The 22791-nt window shown below is 65.2% G+C and carries 22 protein-coding genes, 1 tRNA gene and 1 pseudogene; 9 read left to right on the forward strand and 15 right to left on the reverse strand.

Translation table 11 applies throughout. The features are described 5' to 3' along the window. Positions 1-35: 35 nt before the first annotated feature. The 4 genes from AB0J47_RS34380 to AB0J47_RS34395 all read right to left on the reverse strand — a co-directional run bounded on the left by AB0J47_RS34380 (position 36) and on the right by AB0J47_RS34395 (position 3662). Positions 36-278, reverse strand: a complete 243-nt coding sequence (locus AB0J47_RS34380; RefSeq protein WP_364355947.1) for a hypothetical protein — start codon at positions 276-278, stop codon at positions 36-38. Positions 279-618: 340 nt separating this feature from the next. Next, complete coding sequence (locus tag AB0J47_RS34385) at positions 619-1767, reverse strand: acyl-CoA dehydrogenase family protein (protein WP_364355950.1); 1149 nt, start codon at positions 1765-1767, stop codon at positions 619-621. Then, entirely contained in the window at positions 1767-2996 is a 1230-nt protein-coding gene (locus AB0J47_RS34390) for an acyl-CoA dehydrogenase family protein (RefSeq protein WP_364355953.1), read from the reverse strand. The genes AB0J47_RS34385 and AB0J47_RS34390 overlap by 1 nt, the downstream gene beginning before the upstream one ends. Positions 2997-3116: 120 nt before the next feature. Beyond that, on the reverse strand, positions 3117-3662 hold the full coding sequence (locus AB0J47_RS34395) for a YdcF family protein (protein WP_364355956.1): 546 nt from the start codon (positions 3660-3662) through the stop codon (positions 3117-3119). Between the two features lie 149 nt (positions 3663-3811). On the opposite strand from AB0J47_RS34395, the gene AB0J47_RS34400 reads away from it, so the two are divergent. Next, on the forward strand, positions 3812-5134 hold the full coding sequence (locus tag AB0J47_RS34400) for a UDP-glucose/GDP-mannose dehydrogenase family protein (protein ID WP_364355959.1): 1323 nt from the start codon (positions 3812-3814) through the stop codon (positions 5132-5134). Positions 5135-5285: 151 nt separating this feature from the next. Then, positions 5286-6617: an Hsp70 family protein gene (locus AB0J47_RS34405; protein WP_364355962.1), complete on the forward strand. Its 1332-nt coding sequence runs from the start codon at positions 5286-5288 to the stop codon at positions 6615-6617. 502 nt (positions 6618-7119) lie between these two features. On the opposite strand, the pseudogene AB0J47_RS34410 reads toward AB0J47_RS34405, so the two are convergent. The 3 genes and pseudogenes from AB0J47_RS34410 to AB0J47_RS34420 all read right to left on the reverse strand — a co-directional run. Continuing rightward, a pseudogene (locus AB0J47_RS34410) lies at positions 7120-8334 on the reverse strand (YibE/F family protein); the annotation flags it as partial. 409 nt (positions 8335-8743) lie between these two features. Further along, on the reverse strand, positions 8744-10000 hold the full coding sequence (locus tag AB0J47_RS34415) for a pyridoxal phosphate-dependent aminotransferase (RefSeq protein WP_364356100.1): 1257 nt from the start codon (positions 9998-10000) through the stop codon (positions 8744-8746). Positions 10001-10305: 305 nt separating this feature from the next. Then, a complete protein-coding gene (locus AB0J47_RS34420) occupies positions 10306-11700 on the reverse strand; it encodes a helix-turn-helix transcriptional regulator (RefSeq protein ID WP_364355965.1) in 1395 nt (464 codons plus the stop codon). A 258-nt stretch (positions 11701-11958) separates the two neighbouring features. On the opposite strand from AB0J47_RS34420, the gene AB0J47_RS34425 reads away from it, so the two are divergent. Further along, a complete protein-coding gene (locus AB0J47_RS34425) occupies positions 11959-12408 on the forward strand; it encodes a hypothetical protein (RefSeq protein ID WP_364355968.1) in 450 nt (149 codons plus the stop codon). 406 nt (positions 12409-12814) lie between these two features. On the opposite strand, the gene dcd is transcribed toward AB0J47_RS34425, so the two are convergent. Then, positions 12815-13387 carry a dCTP deaminase gene (gene dcd / locus AB0J47_RS34430; protein ID WP_364355971.1) on the reverse strand — a complete coding sequence of 191 codons (573 nt, stop codon included), beginning with the start codon at positions 13385-13387 and terminating at the stop codon, positions 12815-12817. 107 nt (positions 13388-13494) lie between these two features. Between dcd and AB0J47_RS34435 the strand changes: the two genes are divergently transcribed. From AB0J47_RS34435 to AB0J47_RS34445, 3 genes are read left to right on the forward strand one after another with little or no spacing between them, the layout of a single operon-like run. Next, entirely contained in the window at positions 13495-14541 is a 1047-nt protein-coding gene (locus tag AB0J47_RS34435) for an iron-containing redox enzyme family protein (protein WP_364355974.1), read from the forward strand. 12 nt (positions 14542-14553) lie between these two features. Further along, positions 14554-15195: a HemK2/MTQ2 family protein methyltransferase gene (locus tag AB0J47_RS34440; protein WP_364355976.1), complete on the forward strand. Its 642-nt coding sequence runs from the start codon at positions 14554-14556 to the stop codon at positions 15193-15195. Beyond that, on the forward strand, positions 15179-15388 hold the full coding sequence (locus tag AB0J47_RS34445) for a CDGSH iron-sulfur domain-containing protein (protein WP_364355978.1): 210 nt from the start codon (positions 15179-15181) through the stop codon (positions 15386-15388). Before AB0J47_RS34440 ends, AB0J47_RS34445 begins: the two co-directional genes overlap by 17 nt. Before the next feature lie 55 nt (positions 15389-15443). Here AB0J47_RS34445 and AB0J47_RS34450 read toward each other — a convergent pair. From AB0J47_RS34450 to AB0J47_RS34465, 4 genes are all read right to left on the reverse strand, one after another. Beyond that, a tRNA-Gly gene (locus tag AB0J47_RS34450) sits at positions 15444-15514 on the reverse strand. Positions 15515-15666: 152 nt separating this feature from the next. After that, positions 15667-15996: a hypothetical protein gene (locus AB0J47_RS34455; protein ID WP_364355981.1), complete on the reverse strand. Its 330-nt coding sequence runs from the start codon at positions 15994-15996 to the stop codon at positions 15667-15669. Positions 15997-16112: 116 nt separating this feature from the next. Then, complete coding sequence (locus AB0J47_RS34460; RefSeq protein ID WP_364355984.1) at positions 16113-16409, reverse strand: hypothetical protein; 297 nt, start codon at positions 16407-16409, stop codon at positions 16113-16115. Continuing rightward, positions 16396-16620 carry a hypothetical protein gene (locus AB0J47_RS34465; RefSeq protein WP_357475788.1) on the reverse strand — a complete coding sequence of 75 codons (225 nt, stop codon included), beginning with the start codon at positions 16618-16620 and terminating at the stop codon, positions 16396-16398. Before AB0J47_RS34465 ends, AB0J47_RS34460 begins: the two co-directional genes overlap by 14 nt. 106 nt (positions 16621-16726) lie before the next feature. Between AB0J47_RS34465 and AB0J47_RS34470 the strand changes: the two genes are divergently transcribed. After that, complete coding sequence (locus tag AB0J47_RS34470) at positions 16727-17515, forward strand: alpha/beta hydrolase (RefSeq protein ID WP_364355988.1); 789 nt, start codon at positions 16727-16729, stop codon at positions 17513-17515. On the opposite strand, the gene AB0J47_RS34475 is transcribed toward AB0J47_RS34470, so the two are convergent. The 3 genes from AB0J47_RS34475 to AB0J47_RS34485 are packed head-to-tail and all read right to left on the reverse strand — an operon-like array spanning position 17499 to position 20498. After that, entirely contained in the window at positions 17499-18146 is a 648-nt protein-coding gene (locus tag AB0J47_RS34475; RefSeq protein ID WP_364355991.1) for a TetR/AcrR family transcriptional regulator, read from the reverse strand. The two genes, AB0J47_RS34470 and AB0J47_RS34475, sit on opposite strands and share 17 nt — an antisense overlap. Before the next feature lie 4 nt (positions 18147-18150). After that, on the reverse strand, positions 18151-18942 hold the full coding sequence (locus tag AB0J47_RS34480) for a crotonase/enoyl-CoA hydratase family protein (RefSeq protein ID WP_364356103.1): 792 nt from the start codon (positions 18940-18942) through the stop codon (positions 18151-18153). Between the two features lie 23 nt (positions 18943-18965). After that, entirely contained in the window at positions 18966-20498 is a 1533-nt protein-coding gene (locus tag AB0J47_RS34485) for an acetyl-CoA acetyltransferase (protein WP_364355994.1), read from the reverse strand. A gap of 109 nt (positions 20499-20607) precedes the next feature. Between AB0J47_RS34485 and AB0J47_RS34490 the strand changes: the two genes are divergently transcribed. Continuing rightward, positions 20608-21357, forward strand: coding sequence for a crotonase/enoyl-CoA hydratase family protein (locus AB0J47_RS34490; protein WP_364355997.1), 750 nt, complete (start codon positions 20608-20610; stop codon positions 21355-21357). A 179-nt stretch (positions 21358-21536) separates the two neighbouring features. Further along, on the forward strand, positions 21537-22646 hold the full coding sequence (locus AB0J47_RS34495; protein ID WP_364356000.1) for a DUF4185 domain-containing protein: 1110 nt from the start codon (positions 21537-21539) through the stop codon (positions 22644-22646). Positions 22647-22791: the final 145 nt, after the last annotated feature.

Consider the following 22791-nt stretch of genomic DNA (forward strand, 5'->3'; position numbering starts at 1 on the left):
CGATCTCTATCTAGCGCAAGGCAGCACAGCGCCCGTCATTCGGTCTCTTTCGGATGTCCAGTCAGACAACGTTCGAGCAGGAGACGCCCTACGGTTTTGCTTCCTTTCTCGGCGGGCTCGACGAAGTACCACAGGCGGCCACCATCGGTGAACTTGTACTGATATCGCTCGAAGGTCCGTCCCTGATAGTTGCCATAGCGCAACTCGCCCTTCAGCGAATAGAGCCGTGCCGACTGCACTTCCGGCGCACGAGTAAGTGTCTCCCACGCCTCGACCATTGCGTTACGTGCAGCCGGTCCAACCCTTCTGGGCCTCGGTGGTAATGAAGACGATCTCGTACTCACTACGTTTGAGCGGCCGGGGCACCGCATCGCGCCGCTTGCTCAAATCCCGATCGGGGACTTGCCCTGGCTAAGACAACCAGTCATCCAGGAGCGGGAGTCGGTGGCTACTTTCCGGTGAAGGAGGGTGGGCGTTTTGTAGGAGGGCGAGGATGCCTTCGCGGAGGTCGGGACTGGAGAACTCGATGCCAGACTACGATTCAGCGCTGGCCGGACGGGGTAGAGATGAGCGAGTCGACCGCGGCGGTGCTGGCGCAGATCGTCCAGCCGGCCCTGGCTACGGCCTCGTCAATGCCACGTAGCGAGCGAGATGCTGGTCGCTGGAGCCGAATTCGTATTCGATCGCGGTCAGGCGTTTGAAGTAGTGGCCGATCGCGAGCTCTTCGGTCATACCCATGGCACCATGCAGCTGCACGGCATTCTGGCCGATGAAGCGCGCGGCCCGACCGATGGTGACCTTCGCGGCCGAAACCGCACGCGCTCGGTCCGCCGCTGCCGCACCCAAGGAGTAGACGGCCAGATACACCGCGGCAATGGCCTGCTCGAGCTCGATGTACATATCGACCATGCGATGCTGGAGCACCTGGAAACTGCCGATCGGCTGGCCGAACTGCTGCCGCTGTTTGGCGTATTCGACGGTGTCCGCCAGCACCTTTCGCATGCACCCGACTGCCTCGGACGCGATCGCGGCGATCGCCTCGTCCGCCGTTGCATCGATTGCATCCCATGCCGCACCCTCGGCACCGAGCAGCGCATCGGCCGGCAACCGGAACCCGGTGAAGGTGATATCGGAGCCGACCCGGTCGTCGATCGTCCGATACGAATGCACCTCGACACCGGCGGGCGGATCGGCGGCATCGAATTCGGCCATGAACAGCGAGATTCCGTCCTTATCGCGCCGATCACCGGCGGTGCGCGCGGTAATGAGCAGGTGCGTGGCCAGCGGCGCACTGGTCACGACGGTCTTGATGCCATCGAGCACCCACTCGTCACCATCGTGACGCGCGGTGGTCGATACATCGTGCAGCGTCTGCCCCGAGCTCGGCTCCGGCGCCGCGAACGCGGTCCGCGCCGCACCGGAAACGATCTGTCGCAGTACCGAATCCGCGCGATCGCCGCCGAAACGATTCAGCAGCCCAGCGCCGACCACCACAGTATCGATATAAGGCTCGACGACCAGCGCGCGGCCGAGTTCCTCGGTGATGATCATCAGCTCGACCGGCCCACCACCCATGCCATCGACCCGCTCGGGCAGGGTGGCGCCCAGAATGCCCAGCTCCTCGGCGAATCCGCGCCACACGCTCGGCTGCCAACCGGCATCGGATTTCGCCGCGCCCCGGCTTTTGTCCAATTCGTAACGGGCGCCGAGGAATCCGGCCACCGCGTCGCGGAGCAGTTCCTGCTCATCGGTGAAGGTGAAGTCCATCAGAGCCCCAATGCTGCCTTGGCGAGAATATTTCGCTGAATTTCGTTGCTGCCCGCATAGATCGAGCCCGCCCTGTCGTTGAAGTAGCGCAGCGGCGCGACGGCCTGCCAGTCCGCGCCGCTGTGATAACCGTCAGCGGGCGGGGTGAATTCGGCGATCGGCCCACCTGGCGCGGTGGCATGCGGCTGATATACGCGCCCGCGCGGACCGGCTGCTTCCAAAGCCAATTCGGTGAGCCGCTGACTCAATTCGGTGGCCAGGATCTTGAGCATAGAGGATGCCGGACCCGGATTCTTGCCCTGCGCCATCGCCGAAAGCGTGCGGTACTCCAGGATTTCGAGCACCTCGGTGCGGATTCGAGCCTCGGCGAGTTTCGCCGCGAATGCCGCGTAGTCGATGAGCGGATTGCCGTCGGGTCCGGTCTGTCCGGCCGCGGCGGTGGCCACATCCTGGGCCATGACCTGCAGCATCGGCGCGGCCGCACCGCCGCGCTCGTGCACGAGCAGATATTTCGCCACGGTCCAGCCGTCATCGATGCGACCGAGCACATTGGCTTTCGGCACCCGGACGTTATCGAAGAAGACCTGGTTCTGCACCTGTTCGCCGGAAGTCATCACCAGCGGGCGGATCTGGATGCCCGGCGTGGTCATATCGATCAGCAGAAAGGTGATGCCCTGCTGCTTCTTACCCTCGCGCGAGGTCCGGACCAGGCAGAAGATCCAATTCGCCTCGGTGGCGTGGGTGGTCCAGATCTTGCTGCCGGTGCAGACGAAATCGGCGCCGTCATCGACGGCGGTCATGCTCAGCGAGGCCAGGTCCGAACCGGCCTCCGGTTCCGAATAGCCCTGGCAGAAGAAGATTTCCCCGGTCAGGATGCGCGGCAGATAGAAGGCTTGCTGTTCCGGCGTGCCGAATGCGACGATCGCGGGCGCGACCATCCGGATGCCCATCGGCGAGAGCGAGGGCGCACCGGCCAGGGTCGACTCGCGATTGAAGATGTAGTGCTGGGTGAGGCTCCAATCGCAGCCGCCGTGCTCCACCGGCCAGGCCGGTGCGGCCCAGCCGCGCTCGTGCAGGATGTGCTGCCACCGCATGCTCGCCTCATGGTCCGGGTACACGCTCGTCGCCAAGCGTCCGGCCCGCCGCAGCTGCGGCGTCAGCTTCTCGTCGAGAAATGCGCGAACCTCGTCGCGAAAGGCCAGATCGGCCGCTGACCAGTCGTAATCCATCTGCCCTCCGGAGGGATCTACGTCATTTCATCGGGTCGTCCTGCGGCCCCATGAGACGCAATGTACGTCTGTCTCAGCCCGAAAATCAAACTGATGCCACCTGCCTGCACTTGCGTTGTGTCAGCAGTCTTCGAAGAAGGCCTTGACGTATCCAGCGGACTGATAGACGTAGTCGTAGGCCCACCTGGCGACCGAAAGACGCGGCCGTGGATCCACCATGAGCACCTCGCCGTCCCAGCATTTCCCGAGGACGTAGCGGGCCCGCGAAATATGCGGCGTGAAGGTGATGACGATGACTCGACGCCAACCTTCCGCCGCCGCGAGTTCGGCGAGCTCCCGACCCTCGCCGCGCGTGGTGCGCGGCGACGGATCGAAGCAGGTGACCTGAAAGCTATAGCGGCTGTGGCAGATTCGATTCACCAGCGCGCTGTTTTCATATGGGTCGGAGAACAGCACCCGGGGCGCGTAGCCCTCGCTCGCCAACCGCAGCCCCAGCTTCTCGCGCCCATCGTGCGCACCGCCGAGCACGAGAATCGCATCGGCTTTCGCGGGCACGTCGACCTGCGGCCGGACGTAAACCGGCCACAGACCAGCGACCAGCGCCACCACCGCAACGCCGAGTACTGCCCAGGCGCTGCGTGCCCGAATGCTGCGCCGGCGTCGCACGAGATCGATCGTAACCGGGCCGTCAGCGGAGGGTTTGCGCAGGTCAGCAGGGCTATCCGCGATTCATGTCGCCACCTGTACATCTGCTGTTGCGCAGACCCTTGCCTCGCTGACGTGGGGCGGCCATCGGCGGGACCTATCAATCGATCATGCGATGCACAGTCTTCGGAACCGGGTACCTCGGGGCCACGCACGCGGCGTGCATGGCCGAACTCGGACACGATGTAATCGGCGTTGATATCGATCCGGGCAAGGTCGCGAAGCTATCCGATGGCGTGGTGCCGTTCTACGAACCCGGGCTCGAGGAGGTGCTGCGCCGGAACCTGGATGCCGGTCGGCTGCGGTTCACCACCTCGTATGCGGAGGCGGCCGACCACGCCCAGGTGCATTTCCTCGGGGTCGGGACGCCGCAGAAGAAGGGCGAGTACGCCGCGGACCTGAAATATGTGCACGCCGTGGTCGATACGCTCACCCCGCTGCTGGAGCGGCCGTCGGTGATCGTCGGAAAGTCGACGGTGCCGGTCGGAACCGCCGCCGCATTGGGTGCGCGGGTCCGCGCGCTCACCGACGCCGAGGTCGAGGTGGCCTGGAATCCGGAGTTCCTGCGCGAGGGTTTCGCGGTGAAGGACACGCTGCGCCCGGATCGACTGGTGCTCGGTGTGGATCGCGAACGTGAAAGCACGGCCTGGGTCGAGGAATTGGTGCGCGAGATCTACGCGGACCTGATCGCGGCCGAGGTACCGTTCCTGCTGACCGACCTGGCCACCGCCGAATTGGTCAAGGTCTCCGCGAATGCCTTTCTGGCGACCAAGATTTCCTTCATCAACGCTGTCTCCGAAGTCTGCGAGGCGACCGGCGCGGATGTGACCATGCTGGCCGACGCTCTCGGCTACGACGCGCGCATCGGCCGTCGATTCCTCAATGCCGGACTGGGTTTCGGCGGCGGCTGCCTACCCAAGGACATCCGCGCGTTCATGGCGCGCTCCGGCGAACTCGGCGCCGATCACGCGGTGGCCTTCCTGCGCGAGGTCGACAACATCAATATGCGCCGCCGCACCAAGATGGTCGATATGGCCGCGCGGGCTTGCGGCGGATCGCTGCTCGGCGCCAACGTTGCGGTGCTCGGCGCGGCCTTCAAACCCGAATCCGACGATGTGCGTGACTCACCCGCGCTGAATGTGGCCGGGATGATCCAGCTGCATGGCGCGGTGGTGACGGTGTACGACCCGAAGGCGGCGGAGAATTCGCGACGGGTCTTCCCCACCTTGAACTACGCGACCTCGGTGACCGATGCCTGCGATCGCGCCGATGTGGTGCTGGTGCTGACCGAGTGGGACGAATTCGTCGCATTGCGTCCGCAAGACCTCGATCCGGTGGTTCGCAAACGGTCGATCATCGACGGACGGAACTGTCTCAATCGTGCCACCTGGAGAGATGCCGGATGGGTGTACGCCGGACTCGGCACACCGTAGAGTTGCCTGCGACACGGGGGCGACAGCGGGACGATCAGGTCCTGCCTTCGGGTCTGTCGTACGTCGACGGTAGGGTCCCGAGGGCGGGCCGATCCACCGGCGGGCGGCGCAGGCTCGCATGTCGTGATGTGTGAAACGGGATGGGCAGCTGATGAGTTCGGTTCTGGGAGTTTCGGTGGGGGCCGGCGCCGTCCGAATGGCGCGACCACACACCGCGAGCCCCCACGGCCCCATCGCCCCGCATTCCTTCGATCTGCAGACCATTCCGGTCGTCGAGCACCAGGTGGAGGAGCTGGCCGCCGAGGCGATCGGCGTGACCCTGGAATCCATGCCGGGTATCGCGGCCACCGCGATCGCCTACCGCAGTGAGCAGCATGCCAAGGCGCTGCGCGCGGCCTTGGCGCGCCAGCAGCTCACCAATTACGAACTGGTGCCCGAAATTGTCGCAGCGGTCGAATTCGCGCAGGCCACAGGCGATATTCGTGGTATTTCCTCACTCGTCGTGTATGACCTCGGCAGCTCCGGTCTTACGGTCAGCGTCGTCGACACCCAGACCCGTGAGATCCGTCACAGCGAACGGACCAGCGATATCAGTGGTGACTACCTGGATTCGCTGATCCGCGAACAGCAGATCGCCTCGGGCCGGATCGCGCATCCGCCGGATTCGGCGGGGCTGGCCGCGCTGGACGCGCTGTGCCGCGAGGCCAAGGAGCAATTGTCCTCGAATACCGCAGTAGCGCTGCCGAGCGAACAAGGTCTGGTGCTGCTGGCCCAGGAGAATTTCGAAGCCCTCATCATGCTGGCGATCGAATCGTCGGCGCGGATGGCGCGCGATGTCATCGTGCGCTCGGATCGTCCGGTGCACGGTGTGCTCGCGATCGGCGGTTGTGCGCGAATTCCACTGATCGCCAAGGTGCTCGAACGCTGGATGGGCGTGCCGGTCATCGTGCCCGACAGCCCAGAGACAGTGGTCACCCGCGGTGCCGCCCTGATGGCGCGTCCGGTGCGTACGGTAATCCAGCCCCCGCAGCGGCACCCGCCCGCCGCGGATCCGATGCTCGACGACGAGCTCTCACCCGCCTGGTTGTCCGCAACGCCCAAACGTCCTCGCGGCAAGCGGGAAATCAATGGTGCGGTACTGACCGTCAGCGCACTAGCCGTCGTCGCCGCGATCGGACTCGGACTCGGTTACGGCCCACAGGTTCTCACGCGCGATTCGCAGAGCGGTGATCGTCCTACCTCCGTCTCCCCGACCAGCCCGCCGCGCACCACCACCCTCGATCCGCAGATCGCCGTCGCGCCCGCCAGCACCACCGAATCCAGCGAAGCGGTGGCCGCCCCTCCGCCCCCGCGCCGCACGACAACATCCGAGGCCGCACCCACACCCGGCCCGAATACCATTGTCGTGCCAGGCCTACCGCCGATTGTGGTACCGACAATTCCGCCCGAGGTCTTCCCCTTCCCGCCGCCCGCACCGCGCTGAGTTCGGACTGGTTTCCGCGCCCTGCGTGGTCCGACGACGTGAACGCACAGCCCCTTTTAGTCGCGACCACATGTGCGAACGCGTGTGTGCACCGTGTAGTCGTCACCCGCGAAGGCGGCGGCTACCTCCTATGCCCTGGGCTGTCGTCGCCCCAAGGGTCTTCGTATCCGCGCGGTTCCGGCCTGGGGTAGCCGCGGGGGTCGGTGTCGTAATCGGATTCGTGCTCTTGTGGTTCAGTGCCGCGATAGCCGCGATCGCGGTCGTACGCCCGGGGATTCGGGGTTTGATCGTCCCAGGTGATCTGCCTGTGCGAGCCGGTGCCCGACTCGTCGTCCCGGGATTGATCCGATATCCGTCGGCGTCCGGTATCTCTCGTATCGGTGGCCATCGCGCCGCTGGACCGCTTGGCTGGACCGCTGGCGCGCCGGGCCGCGCCGGACGCCGCGGTCTTCGCATGACGTGAGTGCCGTGCCGGCGCAACGGGTTCGGGCTTGTGCCCGAAGGGACGGGCGAGCATTACAGCGATCGCCGTGGTCAACGGGACCGAAAGCGCCAGCGCGATGCCGCCGACGGAGGAGCGAGCGATTTCGATCGCGACCGCGTCACCGGTCAGGACGTCGCGGATGGAGCGGCCCGCGACGCTGAACAGCAGCAGCAACGGGAGCGCGCCACCGGCGTAGGCCAACACCAGGGTGTAGACCGTGCTCGCGATGTGGTCGCGGCCGACGCGCATGGCTGCGGCGAAAACCTCGCGACGCGAGGCGGATTCATCGATGGCGGCGAGTTCGAAGGCGGCCGAGGCCTGGGTGATGGTGACGTCGTTGAGCACACCGAGCGAACCGATGATGAAGCCCGCCAGCAGCAGGCCGGTAATGCTGACGTGCTGAATGTAGGTGGCGACGTTGGTGTTCTGTTCCTCGGATAGCCCGGTCAGATGGGTGATCTCGATGGCGATCCAGGACAGCACTGCCGCGACGATCATCGAGGTCAACGTGCCGAGCAGCGCCGAACTGGTGCGCAGATTCACACCGTGCGCGAGATACAGCACGGCATACAGGATCATCGCACCCGCAACCAGCGCGACGGGAATGGCGGGCTTACCGTCCAACAGCGCGGGCAGCATGAACAGCACGAGCACCGCGAAGGCGAAAACCAGCCCGAGCAGCGCCCGCAACCCGCGCCAGCGCGCCACCACGATCACCACGACGACGAAGGCCAGCACGATCAGGGTCAGTGGCAGCCCGCGCGAGTAGTCCTCGAACGAGTACAGCGGCATCCCGCTCGGATCGGTCTGCCGCACGATCCGGATGTGATCACCGGCGCGCAGATCGGGTTGTCCTGGGCCGGGCGCGATTTCGAACAGGGTGTGATTGCCCTTGTGCGGACCGGAATCGATGCTGATCAGACTGCGCTGACAGGTGTAGCCCGCGGCACGCGGCTGTTCGGGCTTATCGATGAACACCTTGCCGATCGAACTGCTGCCGCAGGCGCCGACGTCCTGCATCACCACGGTTCCGGCCTCGGTCTGCACCGCGCCACCGCCCGCGTTCTGCATCGGCAGTGGAATATCGATGTGCTGGCTGCTCGGCCACAGCACGATCGCGGCGAGCACGACCACGACACCGATCGCGGCGAGCAGCCCGACGACAACGCGGGCCGCGGTCGCGCCGATCGCGATGGGGCCGGAATGGTCGTGGTGATGGTGATGATCACTCATGGCTCACCGGACTCCTACCTTTTCGTCTGTAGTCCAGGGTGCGAGCTTAAAGGATTTCATTTTCAAGATCGGATTCACGGACCGACAGCGACCGACAGGCCAGTCATGAAAGATTCCGAATGGAAAATCGGGAGGGGGCGGCGGAGAGCAGGGGGATGTCTCCGCCGCCCGCAGGTCGGCGCCCAGGGGGGTAGGCAGCCTAACCCGAGGTCAGGTTGTCCAGGGGGGGTAGACAACTTGACCGGGCACTCGAAGTGCCAAGAGACACTGTACACAAAAAGTCTCGTTTAGCGCTAGCTAGTAACTAAAACTCTTAAATATCCGTACGCGGGGTATGTTTTGGCCCCGGAAGCAGGGCGATCCGGTAGCCGAGCGCACGCTGGCGCGGGAGATCAGACCGCCCAGCCCGCTACTGCCGGTAACTCGACAAGAAGTTCCCGAAGCGCTCGATGGCCACCGCGAGATCGCGCGCCCACGGCAGCGTGACGATCCGCAGATGATCATGATTCGGCCAATTGAACCCGGTGCCCTGCACCATCAAGATCTTCTCTTGCAACAGCAGATCCAGGATCAGCTTCGAATCATCGTGGATTTCATAGACGTTCGGATCCAACTTCGGGAACGCGTAGAGCGCACCCTTCGGCTTCACACAGGAAACGCCCGGGATCATATTCAGCCGTTCCCACGCGACATCGCGCTGCTCGAGCAGTCGCCCACCGGGCAGGATCAGATCCTCGATGCTCTGGTGTCCGCCGAGCGCAACCTGAATCGCATGCTGAGCAGGCACATTCGGGCAAAGCCTGGTCGAGGCGAGCAGATCGATGCCCTCGAGGAAACCAGCCGCATGCTCCTTGGGTCCGGTGATCGCCAACCAGCCCGAGCGGTAGCCCGCCACCCGGTAGGCCTTGGAGAGCCCGTTGAAGGTCAGGCAGAGCAGATCGGGCGCGAGCGTCGCCAGCGAAATGTGCTTTGCATCGTCGTAGAGGATCTTGTCGTAGATCTCGTCGGCGAGCAGCAGCAGCTGATGCTTGCGCGCGAGGTCGACCAGCTGCTGCAGCACCTCGGTGGAGTACACCGCGCCGGTCGGGTTGTTCGGATTGATCACCAGCAGCGCCTTGGTCTTATCGGTGATCTTGGATTCGATATCGGAGATATCGGGCTGCCAGCCGTTGGATTCGTCACACAGGTAGTGCACCGGGGTACCCCCGGCCAGGCTGGTCATGGCGGTCCACAGCGGATAGTCCGGCGCCGGGATCAGCACCTCGTCACCATTGTCGAGCAGCGCCTGCATGGTGATGGTGATCAGCTCGGACACGCCGTTACCCAGGTAGACATCGTCGACATCGAGTTCGGGAAAGCCCGGGACCAGCTCATAGCGAGTCACGATGGCGCGCCGGGCCGAGAGGATGCCCTTGGATTCGGAATAGCCCTGGGCATACGGCAGCGCGGCGATGATGTCGCGCATGATCACATCCGGCGCCTCGAATCCGAACGGCGCGGGATTGCCGATATTCAGCTTGAGGATGCGATGCCCCTCCGCCTCCAGCCGTGCCGCATGCGCGCCCACCGGTCCACGAATTTCGTAGAGGACGTTCTGCAGCTTCGTGGATTGCTCCAGCACGCGCGGCGGATGGTGCGGTAGATGGCTAGGACTCACCTTGCCTATGGTGCCATCCCGGGGCAACCGGTTAATCCACGCCGCTATGTCTTATGGCAGCCGCCTTCGCGCTGTGGGTTCGCGGCCCCTGATATCTCACGTCCGACCCTTTCGAGCGACCTGCAAGCAGGTCGCTAGCGAGTGCCGTCGAGACTCGCGCCTGCGGCCCATGCGCTTCGGCCACTCGGCTGTGTTCGACGGCCGCGCCTTCGGCGCGGACACTAGACGGGCCGCGAACGGGTCGCTCGTACGACTCGCTCCGTGGTGGGCGACATCGCTTGCAGCCGAAGTTCGATCCATCGCGTCCGCCGGGCTCAAGACGACGAGTTGCCCGGCGGGATACCTTTGGCCGCAGTGGATCCGCAGAACTCTTCGATTTTTTCATCGAGTAATCGCGCCTCGACGGCGTCGCGGAACTGCGGAGCGGCGATCCGCCGCCGCAGCCCGATGAGGCGTTCCTCCAGTTGAGCGATGCGCTTGTCCTCAGCTAGGCCGAGCACCGGAAGCAAGGCGGCGGACGCACCGTCCAGACTGCCGTTGATCAGATACGCCGCGGCGCTGTCGACCCGGGCCATCGCCTCGGTGCCATAGGAGCGCCGCTCGGACGGCCCATTCGCATACAGCTCGATGGCCTGCTGCGTCGCGGCCAATGCGGGTTCGGCCTGACCGAGATGGATATAGGTCGCGCCCGCGTAGTAATGGGCCTTGGCCTCGTTGAAGCCGAAGACGCCGCCGACCTCGTCGTGCAGTGAGTCGGTGGCGGCCACCTCGCGGGCATCGTCGGCGGCCCGAATGCAGCGATCGGCATCGGCGTCACTGCCCAACCGGGACCAGATCCTGGCCTCGATATTCAATAGTCGAACCCTGGCCGTGGCGGATTCGGCGAACTCCTGCCCGCTCTGCGCCAGCAGCACGCCCCGACGCGGCCGATCCGACCAGTATTCGATCAGCGCGTGCATGCCCCGGGTCCAGGCGCGCAACCCGTTGTGACCACACAATTCCGAATAGGCCCAGGCCGCCCTGATCTGCTCGCCGGCGGCATCGAGATAGCCGAGGTCGGTGCTCGCATTGGCGAGCAATCCCGACAGCGTGCCGGCCAGCAGGTACAGATGGCTGGTATCGGCGGGGCGCTGATGCCCCTCCAACAGGCGGTAGACCCGGCGTCGTACCCGCAGCATCTCCACCATCATCGGTACCGGCGGGATGTGCACATATTCGTTCGCGATGCGCGTGACATCAGCATCGAGCTGTTCCAAGGTGGTGGCTCCCACATTGGTGCTCTCGGCCTGGCCGGCGTGCTCGCTCGCCTCGTGGGCAGCCGCCATAATCAGATCCCTCTCCGAAATCGCCGCTAACGCATCACCTCTCATCGCACCGGCGTCTATGAGAGCCAAAAGATCCGCGTCACTGGAATAGTTGGCGCGGGCCGAGGCATCGGCCCGCCTGTCGAATCCGGGCGCGGTCGGTCGATCGCTTACGGGTTGATCGATCATGGCCGCGAACCGTGCCCGGACAACATCGTCGGACCTGGCCAGGGAGGTATCGAGGGCGGCTTGATTGACCGGACGCGGATGGACCCGCGCACCGCCGGCCTCCCACTTCGATACGAGGCGCTCGTGCACTCCCAGATGTGCCGCGAACTCCCGGATACTCATCCGCCTGGCATCGCGAAGGGCGCGGGCCTCCTTACCTGACCACTGCCGGACCACGATGTCATCCTTCCGAACGAACTTCTTCTCAGAGTACGAGCGGTTTGTGAGTGCGGCCACAGGCAAAAGCATTCCGCTATCGGCGGCGTGCGCGACGGGCCCAGAGGCGGTAGCGAAAGCGTGACCACGTAGGGCCCCGGAAACGCCGCAAATCCAATACCGAGGCAGCGGAAGGGCAGTGGAAGGCGGGCGGGTGGGCAATTCCCGAATCGCCGTCTGGCACAGGACCCTTGGACTCGAGGAGGCAAGGAGTTGGCCGTGAATGTGGAGAAACTCAGAACAGTCGACGATTGGGTGGCCTATTACCGGCACGAGTTCGGTTTGCCGGTCACCGAACGCGGCGGGTTCGTGATGCTGCCCGTCACCGGCCGGGTCTGCGTTGTCCATCTACCGACGACTCGGGCCGAAAAGGTCAGGGTCGCACTGGAACAGCAGGGGACGAGGGGCCCCATGCTGGCCAGGCAGATCCGCTGGAGCTTCCTCGCCGAGCCGGACAGTCGGCCGGGCGCACAGATATTGGAGGTGCTGAACCGTCTGGATATAGGCATTCCGGCCATCGGTAGTGCCGTGATGTTGCCGACTGGGCTCGGGCGGTGGACCCGGGAAGGGTGCTTCTGGGTCAACCCACCGAGTCGCGGCGACACGCTCCCACCGTTATCCGTCATCATCACGACGGCACTCGCGGTGGGGGCGGGTGGCGGGGACTGAATGCGTCGTCGGTCCCCGCCGCCGCTCGGCGCCGGGCCCACCGAGTCCGCCCCTCTTAATGGCAGTCGACAGGGGCGGGCTCGGTCGGGTGTTCGCCGACCCGGTTGCACAGGCGAATGGCAGTGAAAGGGCACCGGAGTCGCGTGCCGGAGCCGAAACCCGTACGCAGGCGCAAGCTTCGAGCGAGACGAGGAAGATCGTTCGGATCAGCGCCGCGTACGGGTTGCTGCCGCGAATGCCTGTCGCTGGTCGCAACCGCTGAAACCCGCACTGCCACCGAGTAGTCGACCTAGTGGCGGGGCGTCCATCGAGCCGAGTCGAATGGTGGTACTGCACACTGTCCGGAACCGCCTTTCGACTCAGCTCGACGCCGGATGGTGGCCTCGGGGACGACTTCGAGATCGACCTAGGTGGGCAGCGGGAAGTTCAAGTAGGACCGCGAGGGCGTCGGCCCGCGCTGGCCCTGGTACTTCGAGCCCGCGCTGGTGCTGCCATAGGGGTTCTCGGCGGGGCTGGTCAGGCGCAACAGACACAGCTGACCGATCTTCATACCCGGCCACAGGGTGATCGGCAGATTCGCCACATTCGACAGTTCCAGCGTGATGTGGCCGCTGAAGCCCGGATCGATGAAGCCCGCCGTCGAGTGGGTCAGCAGTCCGAGCCGTCCGAGACTGGACTTACCCTCCAACCGACCGGCCAGATCGTCCGGCAATGTGCAGACCTCCAATGTGGAGCCGAGCACGAATTCGCCGGGATGCAGCACGAACGGCTCGCCCTGGTTGGGCTCGACCAGACTGGTCAGCTCATCCTGACGTTGTGCGGGATCGATATGGGTGTAGCGGCTGTTGTCGAATACCCGGAACAGCCCATCCAGTCGCACATCGATACTCGACGGCTGGATCAGGGTTTCCAGCAGTGGCTCGACGCCGAGACGCCCAGCGGCGATCTCCGCACGGATGTCACGATCGGAAAGCAGCACGCCGACGAGCGTAGCGCCTGCTCGATACCGCTCCTCAGCCGCCATTCGGGCGCGAGTTCGACCGAAGGCACGGCGATAGATTCTTCGAGGTCGGGTATTCCGCAATCATGACAGTGGTCGACACTTCGACGCCCGTGCTGCCCGGACCGCGCGGGGAACTCTCCGCGGGGATCGTCGAGACCTTGCGCGGGGATATCGGTCATTCCGTCCCGCCCATGATCGATGCGGATCCGTACGGCGAAGATCTGCAACTGGCTCTGCAGCTGTGTTACGAGTTGCACTACCAGGGGTTCGACGGGGTCGATCCGGGGTGGGAATGGGATCCGCGGTTATTGGAATTACGGGCCGGATGCGAAGAACGGTTCCTCGACGCGATGGTGCGGGATGTGCCGGGTGGCACCGATCTGGACGCCGAGTTGGCGCAGTTGGTCACCGAGCCCACCGAGCCGACCGGCATCGGCGCGCACCTGCGGGAGGCCGGTGAATGGTGGCAGATGCGTGAGTATTTCGTGCATCGATCGATCTACCACCACAAGGAGGCCGATCCGTATGCGTGGGTGATCCCCAGGCTGCGCGGTCAGGCCAAGGCATCGCTGGTCGCGGTGGAGTTCGACGAATTCGGCGGCGGGCGCGGCGAGCGTGTGCACGCACAGCTCTACGCGGACCTGTTGGCCGCGGCCGGGCTCGAGTCCGCCTATCTGTACTACCTCGATGTGGTGCCCGCGCCGATGCTGGCGGTGGTCAACATGATGTCGCTATTCGGGCTGCACCGGCACTTGCGCGGCGCACTGGTCGGGCATTTCGCAACCGTCGAGACAACCTCGTCGCCGGGGGCGGCACGGATGGTCGAGGCCCTGCGCAAACTCGATGCGGCCCCGGCGTGCATACGGTTCTATACCGAGCATGTGGAGGCTGACGCGGTCCACGAACAGGTCATGCGACGCGATGTGATCGGCGATCTGATCGCCCGACAACCGGAGCTGACCTCGTCGATCGTGCTCGGCATCCAGGCAACCAACCTGCTCGAAGACCGCTTCGACGATCATGTTCGCGCCCAGAACTGGGCACACGGGCGCAGTTCACTGCGCAGTCCTTGGCTCGTCGAGCCCGATTCGATATCAGCCGATCCGATTGCCGAGCACTTTTCGGGTTAATCGGCGAACGTGATGTTGATTCGTCCGCCCGGCGTCTATCGCCCGCAAGCCGATACCTGGTTGCTCGCCCGCGCCATGCGGGATGCGCCGCTGCCGCCCGGCGGGTGTGCGCTGGACGCCTGCACCGGTTCCGGTGTACTGGCGATCCACGCGGCACTGGCCGGAGCCGCGTCGGTCACCGCCGTGGATATTTCCCGAGCGGCGCTCGCCACGGCCTGGCTCAACAGCCGCATCCGCGGCATCGGGGTGGAGGTCGTGCGCGGCGATGTCGCCACCGCACTGGCCGATCGCCGATTCGATGTGGTTGTCGCCAACCCGCCCTACGTACCGAGCGCGCGCCCGGGGCGGGGGCACACACGCGCCTGGGACGCCGGACACCACGGCCGGGCCGTACTGAACCAGCTGTGCCGCAGGTTGCCGACGCTGTTGACGCACAACGGTATCGGCCTGATCGTGCACTCCGCGGTCTGCGATCCGGATCGAACACTCACCCAACTGCGCGGCGGCGGACTGAAGGCGGCGATCGTCGCCCGGGCCGTCCTGCCGTTCGGTCCGGTAATGCGCCGGCGCGCCGCCTGGCTCGAAGCGACCGGTCTGATCAGTCCACGACAACGACATGAAGAGCTGGTGGTGATCCGTGCCGACCGAATCTGATCCGGTGCGCCGACTGTCCTTCACCGCCGACGGGCCCGTATTGGTGGAGGGCCCGGTGGAGCTGGTGACAGCCGACGGGCGGACGCTGCATTGTGACCGTTTCCAGGTGGCCATCTGCCTGTGCCGACGCTCCAAGAACTACCCGCTGTGCGACACCAGCCACCGCAAACACCGCCGCGACCCAACCGCGTAGGCCTGCGGGAAAACGAATGGCCCAGACCACGAATGTACTGGTCAGGGCCATTTTGAGCCGATGACGGGAATCGAACCCGCGCTGTCTGCTTGGGAAGCAGAAGTTCTACCATTGAACTACATCGGCAATGCGCTATGCGCGTCCGCGACTTTATCAGACCAGGCACTGCGCCGGTCAACTCCGTTGCTCGAGTCGCTGAGTGTCGAAGGTACGCAACGGCTTCAGCGGGCCACGCCCCGAACCCAGCTGGTCCGGGGCGCGTAAGGCTGATCAGCCTGTTATTTCGCGCGGCATTCGGTGAAGATCTTGGTGTTGGCCTCGCGTGCCTTGTCGGCATCAGACTGGCTCATGCCGAAGTTGTTGGCATCGGCTGCCTTGGCGTCGTATTCGTCGCTGATCATCTTGCGCAGGCCCTCCTGCGAAATGCCTTGGTCCACATAGAGCTTGGCAGCGCAGTCGGCCAGGCTCTTGTCCTTGAGTCCCTTGTCCTGGAGCGACTTGGAGAGGTCCGCTTGGGTTACCGCGGGCTGGTCCGCGCCCTTGTCGTTACCGCACGCCGCCAGTACCGGCAGCGCGACGAGCGCTGCGGCGATCAGGAAGGTCCGCACCTGATTCCTCTTCTCGATTCAGTTCGAATACACGGCCACCGCGGTGGCGCCGCAACGATAATGCCGTACGGCGCCGCGCGGTAGCCGAGCGATCGACTTCCCAGTCGGGAAGTGGGTTACAGGTCCATGGCCGCGCGCAATGCGGTATCCAACCGGTCCAGGGCATCCGCTTCCATCTCATCGATGGGCTCGGCCAACCAGCCTCGATAGATGCGACCGATATTCCCGGCATGTACCCAACCGTGCCGTTCGACGGGCACAGCCAGAATGTCCTGCGGATCCTCGTCGACGACCTCGGCGGCGATCAGCCACTGCCTCAGTGATTCATTGATGCCATCGCTGCTGATGAGCACGACGGTACGACGCCGCGGCGAACCGTGTGGGTGATAGGTCCACAGTTCACCCCTGCGCACGCATCGCCTCCTCGGCGGCGGCCAGCTCCGCCTCGTCCGCCGCGGCCAGGGCCGTCACATCGGGTACCGGGCCGACGCCGGTCCGCACGGCTTCGCGACGGGCTGCCTTCGATATCCACGCTGAGGGCGACATCCCAGCGCGGGCCGCCGCCTGTTCGGCGAAGGCCCAGGATGCCTCATCCAGCGAGAGGGTGACCTTACGCGTTGCCATACCATTTATCGTACCGCCGTTTCGGCCGACTGCCAGCGGAAATCCGGTCCCGCTCGTGGCCGGAAATCTCGGTCCGACGGGTGCGAATCGCTGTACGGTCACAGATATGACGACGTTGAACCACCACCGGGTGGGCGCGGGGGAACCGCTAGTCATGGTGCACGGCGTAGGCAGCCGCTGGCAGGTGTGGGCGCCGATAATCGACACCCTCGCCGAATCCTTCGACGTCGTCGCCGTCGATCTGCCCGGCTTCGCGGGGTCCGCGCCGATCGAGCACACCACCGTCGACACCCTCACCGAAGCGCTTGCCGACTTTCTCAAAGAACAGGGCATCGAGCGCCCGCATCTGGCGGGCAATTCGATGGGCGGACTCATCAGCCTGAACCTCGGCGCACGCGGGGCGGCCCGCTCGGTCACGGCATTTTCGCCGATCGGATTCTGGGACACCCCCGGCCGCGTGTGGTGCCAACAGTCGCTCGGCAAATCCCGCCAACTCGCCCGGGTGCTGCGTCGGTGGCTGCCCGACGTGCTCGGCACCGCCGCGGGTCGCACCGTATTCCTGTCGTTGGTCTTCGGCAAGCCGTGGGCGATCGATCCACAGGTGGCCATCGATACCGCCAGCGATGCGGCCGACGCACCCGGCTTCGAACCCGCCCTGGCCTCCTTCACCGATGCGGAATTGCACGAAATCGGTGCGCTGGCCGACATTCCGGTCACCATCGCCTGGGGCAACCGGGATATCCTGCTGACCTACGCCACCCAGAGCAGGAAGGCACGCGCCGTGCTGCCGAACGCCCGCCACGTAACGCTGCACGGCAGCGGCCACACGCCGTTCTTCGACGATCCGGCAGGCTGTGCGCGGGTTCTGCTCGAAACCATCAGCCCACGTCGCTGACCGGTCGAGTCAAGGTTGTCGGATCCGCCTCGCCGAGCAGGATCCGGACCGCATTTCCCCAGCGGTGCCGCAGGATTCGATTGCGATCCAGATCGCCGGTGAGCAGTACACGCATGGCGAGACCGGTCATGATCTCGATCGTGAATTCGGTGATGGTCGGCACCCGCGGGTCGTCCGGGAATTCCTGACGAAAGATATCGCGAATGCTGTTGTGCATCAGCTCGAATAGTCGATGCTCCAGCGGCAGGAAGGCCGCGAGCAGTTCGGAATCGGTGCGCGCGGCGACCCACATCTCCAGCGCCGCCCAGAATGACGGCCCGGTGAACATGTGCATGGTCAGCTCGACCGCGGTTTCGAGGCGATCCGCACCGACCGGAATCGCCTCGAATTCCCTTGTCAGCTGGGCGAATCGGCGCTCGGCCAGATGTTCGACGGCACCGGCGAGCAGATCGGCCTTGGTCGGGAAGTGGTGTTGCAGCGTGCCGCGCGGTACCTCGGCACGCTTCTGCACCTCGAGTGTGGTGGTACCGGCGTAGCCGACCTCCACCAGACTCTCCACCGCCGCGTCCAGGAGCCGCGTGCGCATGCGCGAGCGCCGCTGCGCCTGCGTCTCCCGGACGCGTTCGGGCATCGGATCAGCGCCCCTGCCACTGGGGTTCGCGCTTCTGCGCGAAGGCGAGCGCCCCCTCGGCGGCATCCTTGGAGAACAGCGCTGGCAGCGCGATTTCGCCCTGTTTGGCGAAACCCTCGGCGACGGACCAATCCGGCGCTTCGTCGATGATCCGCTTACTCGCCGCCACCGAAAGCGGTGCGGCCGCAACAATTTCGGCCGCCAATGCCAACGCACCATCCAGTGCCGCGCCGGGTTCGGTGACCCGGTTGACCAGTCCGAGCTGGTAGAGCCGTTCGGCATCGATGCGGCCACCGGTGAGCGCCAACTCCGCGGCGATGGGGCGCGGCAACCGCTGGGTCAATCGCAGTACACCGCCGCCCGCGGCAACCAGACCGCGCTTGACCTCCGGAATACCGAACTGGGCATTGTTCGCGGCGACAATCAGATCACCGGAGAGCGCGAGTTCGAAACCACCGGCCAGCGCGAAACCCTCTACGGCCGAAATCATTGGTTTGGCAGGCGGTTTCGCGGCAATGCCCAGCGGACCTCGGTTGGGGGTAATCGGCATCTCGCCCTTGGAGGCCGCGACGAGATCCATTCCGGCACTGAAGGTTCCGCCCGCACCGGTGAGCACCAGCACACGCGCGGCGGCGTCGGCCTCGAATTCGTCGACAGCGGCCTCGATGGCCTGCGCGGTGGCCAAATTGATGGCATTGCGGGCTTCCGGGCGATTAACGGTCAATAGCGTTATCGCATCGCGCTTTTCGACCAGCACCAAATCTGGCGCACTCGTCTCCCGGCCACCAACTCCCATGGAGTCGTCGTGCGACGCTGAATTCATTTGACAGTCCTCTCGGTGCGCAAGGTGAGCCTATCGGCGGCGGTCACATCGGCCTCCGCGCCGATCGGGTCGCCGTCGGTGAACGCCGCGACGGTTTCCGAATCGGACGCCCGAACCAGTATGCGGGCACCGGCCGGCGTCAACGCGCTGATCACCACGGCCTCGGGTTCGTCGGCGTGTTCGGGCGCGGGACCCTTGCGATAGGCGACGGTATAGGCCTCGACGGTGGCCGGTCCGGTGTAGCCGGGTGCCGTATCACGCCGTGCCACCGGCACTTCCGGTTCGACGGCCCGGAAGAGTCGCGCAGGCGGGCGGGCGGAGTAGACACCGACGGCGTGCTTGGTGATATACCAGCCGAGTGCGCTCGCAAGGCCGTAGGCCGACGGGTCATCGCGCAGCCGACCGGTCAGCGTCGCGATCGAATGAGCCGCGTAGTTATTGCCGGGGCCGCCCGCGAAGGTGAGTCCGCCGGTGACCGACAGCGGACGCGCCGGATCGTCGATCGGCAGCCCGAGCGCCTCGGCAGCGACCTGCACCGCGACCGGGAAGCACGAATACAGGTCGATATGGGCGAGGTCGTCGATGCCGATACCCGCGCCCGACAATGCCGCCCGCCCGGCCGCGGCAATGGCCGGCGAACTGGACATATCCGCTCGTTCGGAGACGAACCACTCGTCGGTGGCGCTGGCCCCGCCGTGCGGAAAGACCCAGCGGTCCCTCGGCACGCCCGCCGCATCGGCCGCGGCCGCACTGCACAGGATCAGCCCCGCGCCCTGATCCACGGACAGGTTCGCGACGAGCAGCTTCGGATAGGGCGAGGAAACCATGCGGTTCGCGCGCGTCGGCGTCACGAGATCATCGATCGACTGTTCGGCGGGCTGCCACGCATACGGATTCCGGGCCGCCACCGTCGATAGCCGCGACCACAGTCCTCCGATCCGATCGCGATGCGCGGCCTCGCTCAGTCCGAGCCGTCCGCGCAGCGCGGTCTCCATCAACGCATAGAAGTAGATCGGCCCCCACAGTCCCACCGCCGTCTCCATCTCGTTATTGGGGCCGCGTTCGGTGCCGATGAGCTCGGTCGGCCGCACATCCTCGCTCTGCTCGGGCCAATCGAGTGCGACGCCGGTGCGGGGGGCGGCATTCCAAGATGCGACGGACTCGGCCCCGGTGATCAGCGCGATCTCGCACCGCCCGTCCGCGATGGCCTGCGCGACGGTATTGACCAGGCGCTGCGGCGCGTCACCGCCGAATCGCGCGGATTGCAGCGTGCGCTTGGGCGCGACGCCCAGTTCCGCCGCGACCAGCGCGCCGAGATCCGGATACGGCCTGCTGACCGGGGCCGCGGCCACGATCAGATCGGCCGAACGCAATAGCCGCTCCCCGGTGCCGCTGTCGGTGCCCGCGCGGCGCAGCGATTCAGTGGCGAGTTCGACCGGTCCGGGCAATCCGGGCTCGCCGGCGCGGTGCACGATCTGGCCGACGCCGACGAGTACCGGCGTGCGCGGGTCCAATCCGGGTGGCAGCATAGTTCCTCCACTCTTACCGTCAATGTTGACGGTAACTTGCGTTCGATTAGAACAAAGCGCATACGCGCAGGCAATGGCTCTCGAACTGACTCACGGGTAAGATCGAGGAATGGCCTCGAACATCGCGCTACGGTTCGTCGACGACCGCGCCTACGTCACGCTGGACCGACCGGAAAAGCACAACGGCCTGACCATCGAGATGCTGCGCGATCTCGCCACAACCGCGCATACCGTCGCCGAGCACAAGGAGGTCCGCGCGGTCATTCTGTCCGGCAACGGCCCGAGTTTCAGCAGCGGCCTCGACATCGCGGGAGCGAGCCGCAATCCGCTCGCGGTCATCCGCGGCTTCATACCGCTGCCCTGGCGCGGCACCAATACCTTTCAGGAGGCCTGCTGGGCCTGGCGTCGACTCTCGGTGCCGGTAATCGCGGCCGTACACGGCCACTGCTACGGCGGTGGACTGCAGATCGCGCTCGCCGCCGACGTCCGCTTCGCCAGCCCCGACGCGGAATTCTCGGTAATGGAAGCCAAATACGGTCTGGTCCCGGATATGACCGGCGCGGCGACGCTGTCCCGGCTGATCGGCGTCGACAAGGCCCTGCTGCTGACCATGACCGCCGATATCGTGGACGCCGCCCACGCCGAGCGGATCGGCCTGGTCACCGAGGTGACCGCGGACCCGGTCGCGGCGGCGGAAAAGCTTGCCGATCGCATCGCCATCCGCTCTCCGCACGCCGTCGCGGGAGCCAAACAACTCTTCGATCGCTCCTGGCATGCCTCGGCTCGGCGCACCTTCGCCATCGAGCGGGCCACCCAGCTGCCATTGATTCTGCGGCAGGCCATATCTCGTAGTCGCTGATCACAATTCAGATAGCGCGATGCTTACAATCTTTCAGACGAATCACCCAACCCGCCAATTTCTCCGGTTTCGCTGTTAGCATTCTGAACGATTTGCCAGCCAGCCGAAATGTGACACGACACACGGTGTGGGGGCCTGCGTATCGTGCCACTTCGGCCAGAACCGGAGGGCTTTGAGACTTGCACAAAACCGCGTCCGCCTTGCTCTCGGCACTGGCAGGAGCTTCGGTATTGCTCCTCGTAGCGACAACACCAGCCACTGCAAACCCCAATGCGATCAACCCGATCCCGGTACTGAACGGCACCAATGGACTACCAAATCTGGGCGGCCGAACCAGGGCGGTATTCCAGGTGACCGGCATGGCCAGCCCGAACAACACCCAGGCCTATAACGTGCTCGGCACCGATCTGGGCATCATGTGGGATAACGGCAACGGCGAGATGCTGACCGCATTCGGCGATACCGCCGGACTCGGCCTGCCGAATCTGCTCGCTGGCAGCACATGGGCGTGGCGCAGCAATATTCTCGTGCGCAGCCACACCCACGATCCGTCCAACGGCATCTACTTCGACAGCGTCGTGCGCGATATCTTCGGCCAGGCGCGCGATCTGATTCCGAGCCCGAAGATTCCATTCATCGAGATCAGCCGGATCCCCACCGCGGGCATTTCGGTCGGCGGCGTTCAGTACATGAGTCTGATGTCGGTGCAGAGCTGGGACGATGTCGGCAGGTGGACCACGAATTTCTCCGGCCTCGCCGTCTCCGGCGATAACGGTGAGACCTGGGCCGAGCTACCCGAGACCCGGCGGCCGAATGAGGGCGGTAATGCCAACTTCCAGATGAACGCGTTCCTCAAGAACGGCGGTTACGTCTACGAATACGGCACCCAGTCCGGTCGCAACCGGGCGGCATATATCGCACGGGTCCGGGAAGGCGATATGGCGAATCTAGGCGAGTACGAGTACTGGGACGGCGAGCACTGGAGCAAGAAGGGCGACGTCAACGCCGCGGCGCCGATCATGGGGGGCGTCGGCGAGATGTCGGTGATGTACAACGAGTACCTCGGCCAGTTCATCTCGCTCACCACCGACCCGTTCAACTCGGTTGTGCTGCGGCGGGCCAGCTCACCCACGGGTCCGTGGAGCGATCCCGAAGTGCTGATCGACACCCGCGAACTCCCGGCCGCATACGCCCCGTCGATCTTCCCGTACCAGACCGGACGCGACCTGTACTTCGTCACCACGGTGCACACCCAGTACAACGTGGTGCTGATGCGGACAACGCTCTAGCCCCGTTGTCCTTCCCAACGGCACATGGCCGCGGCATTCCCCCGCGGTCATGTGCGAATGTTCCCCTCGATTTGACCTCAATGGCACTTCAGGTATGAAGCTTGGTCGAGTTGAGTCGTCGAGCTTCGGGAGAGACTATGGGCAC

It is taken from the genome of Nocardia sp. NPDC049737 (assembly GCF_040674755.1).
Taxonomy (GTDB): Bacteria; Actinomycetota; Actinomycetes; order Mycobacteriales; family Mycobacteriaceae; genus Nocardia.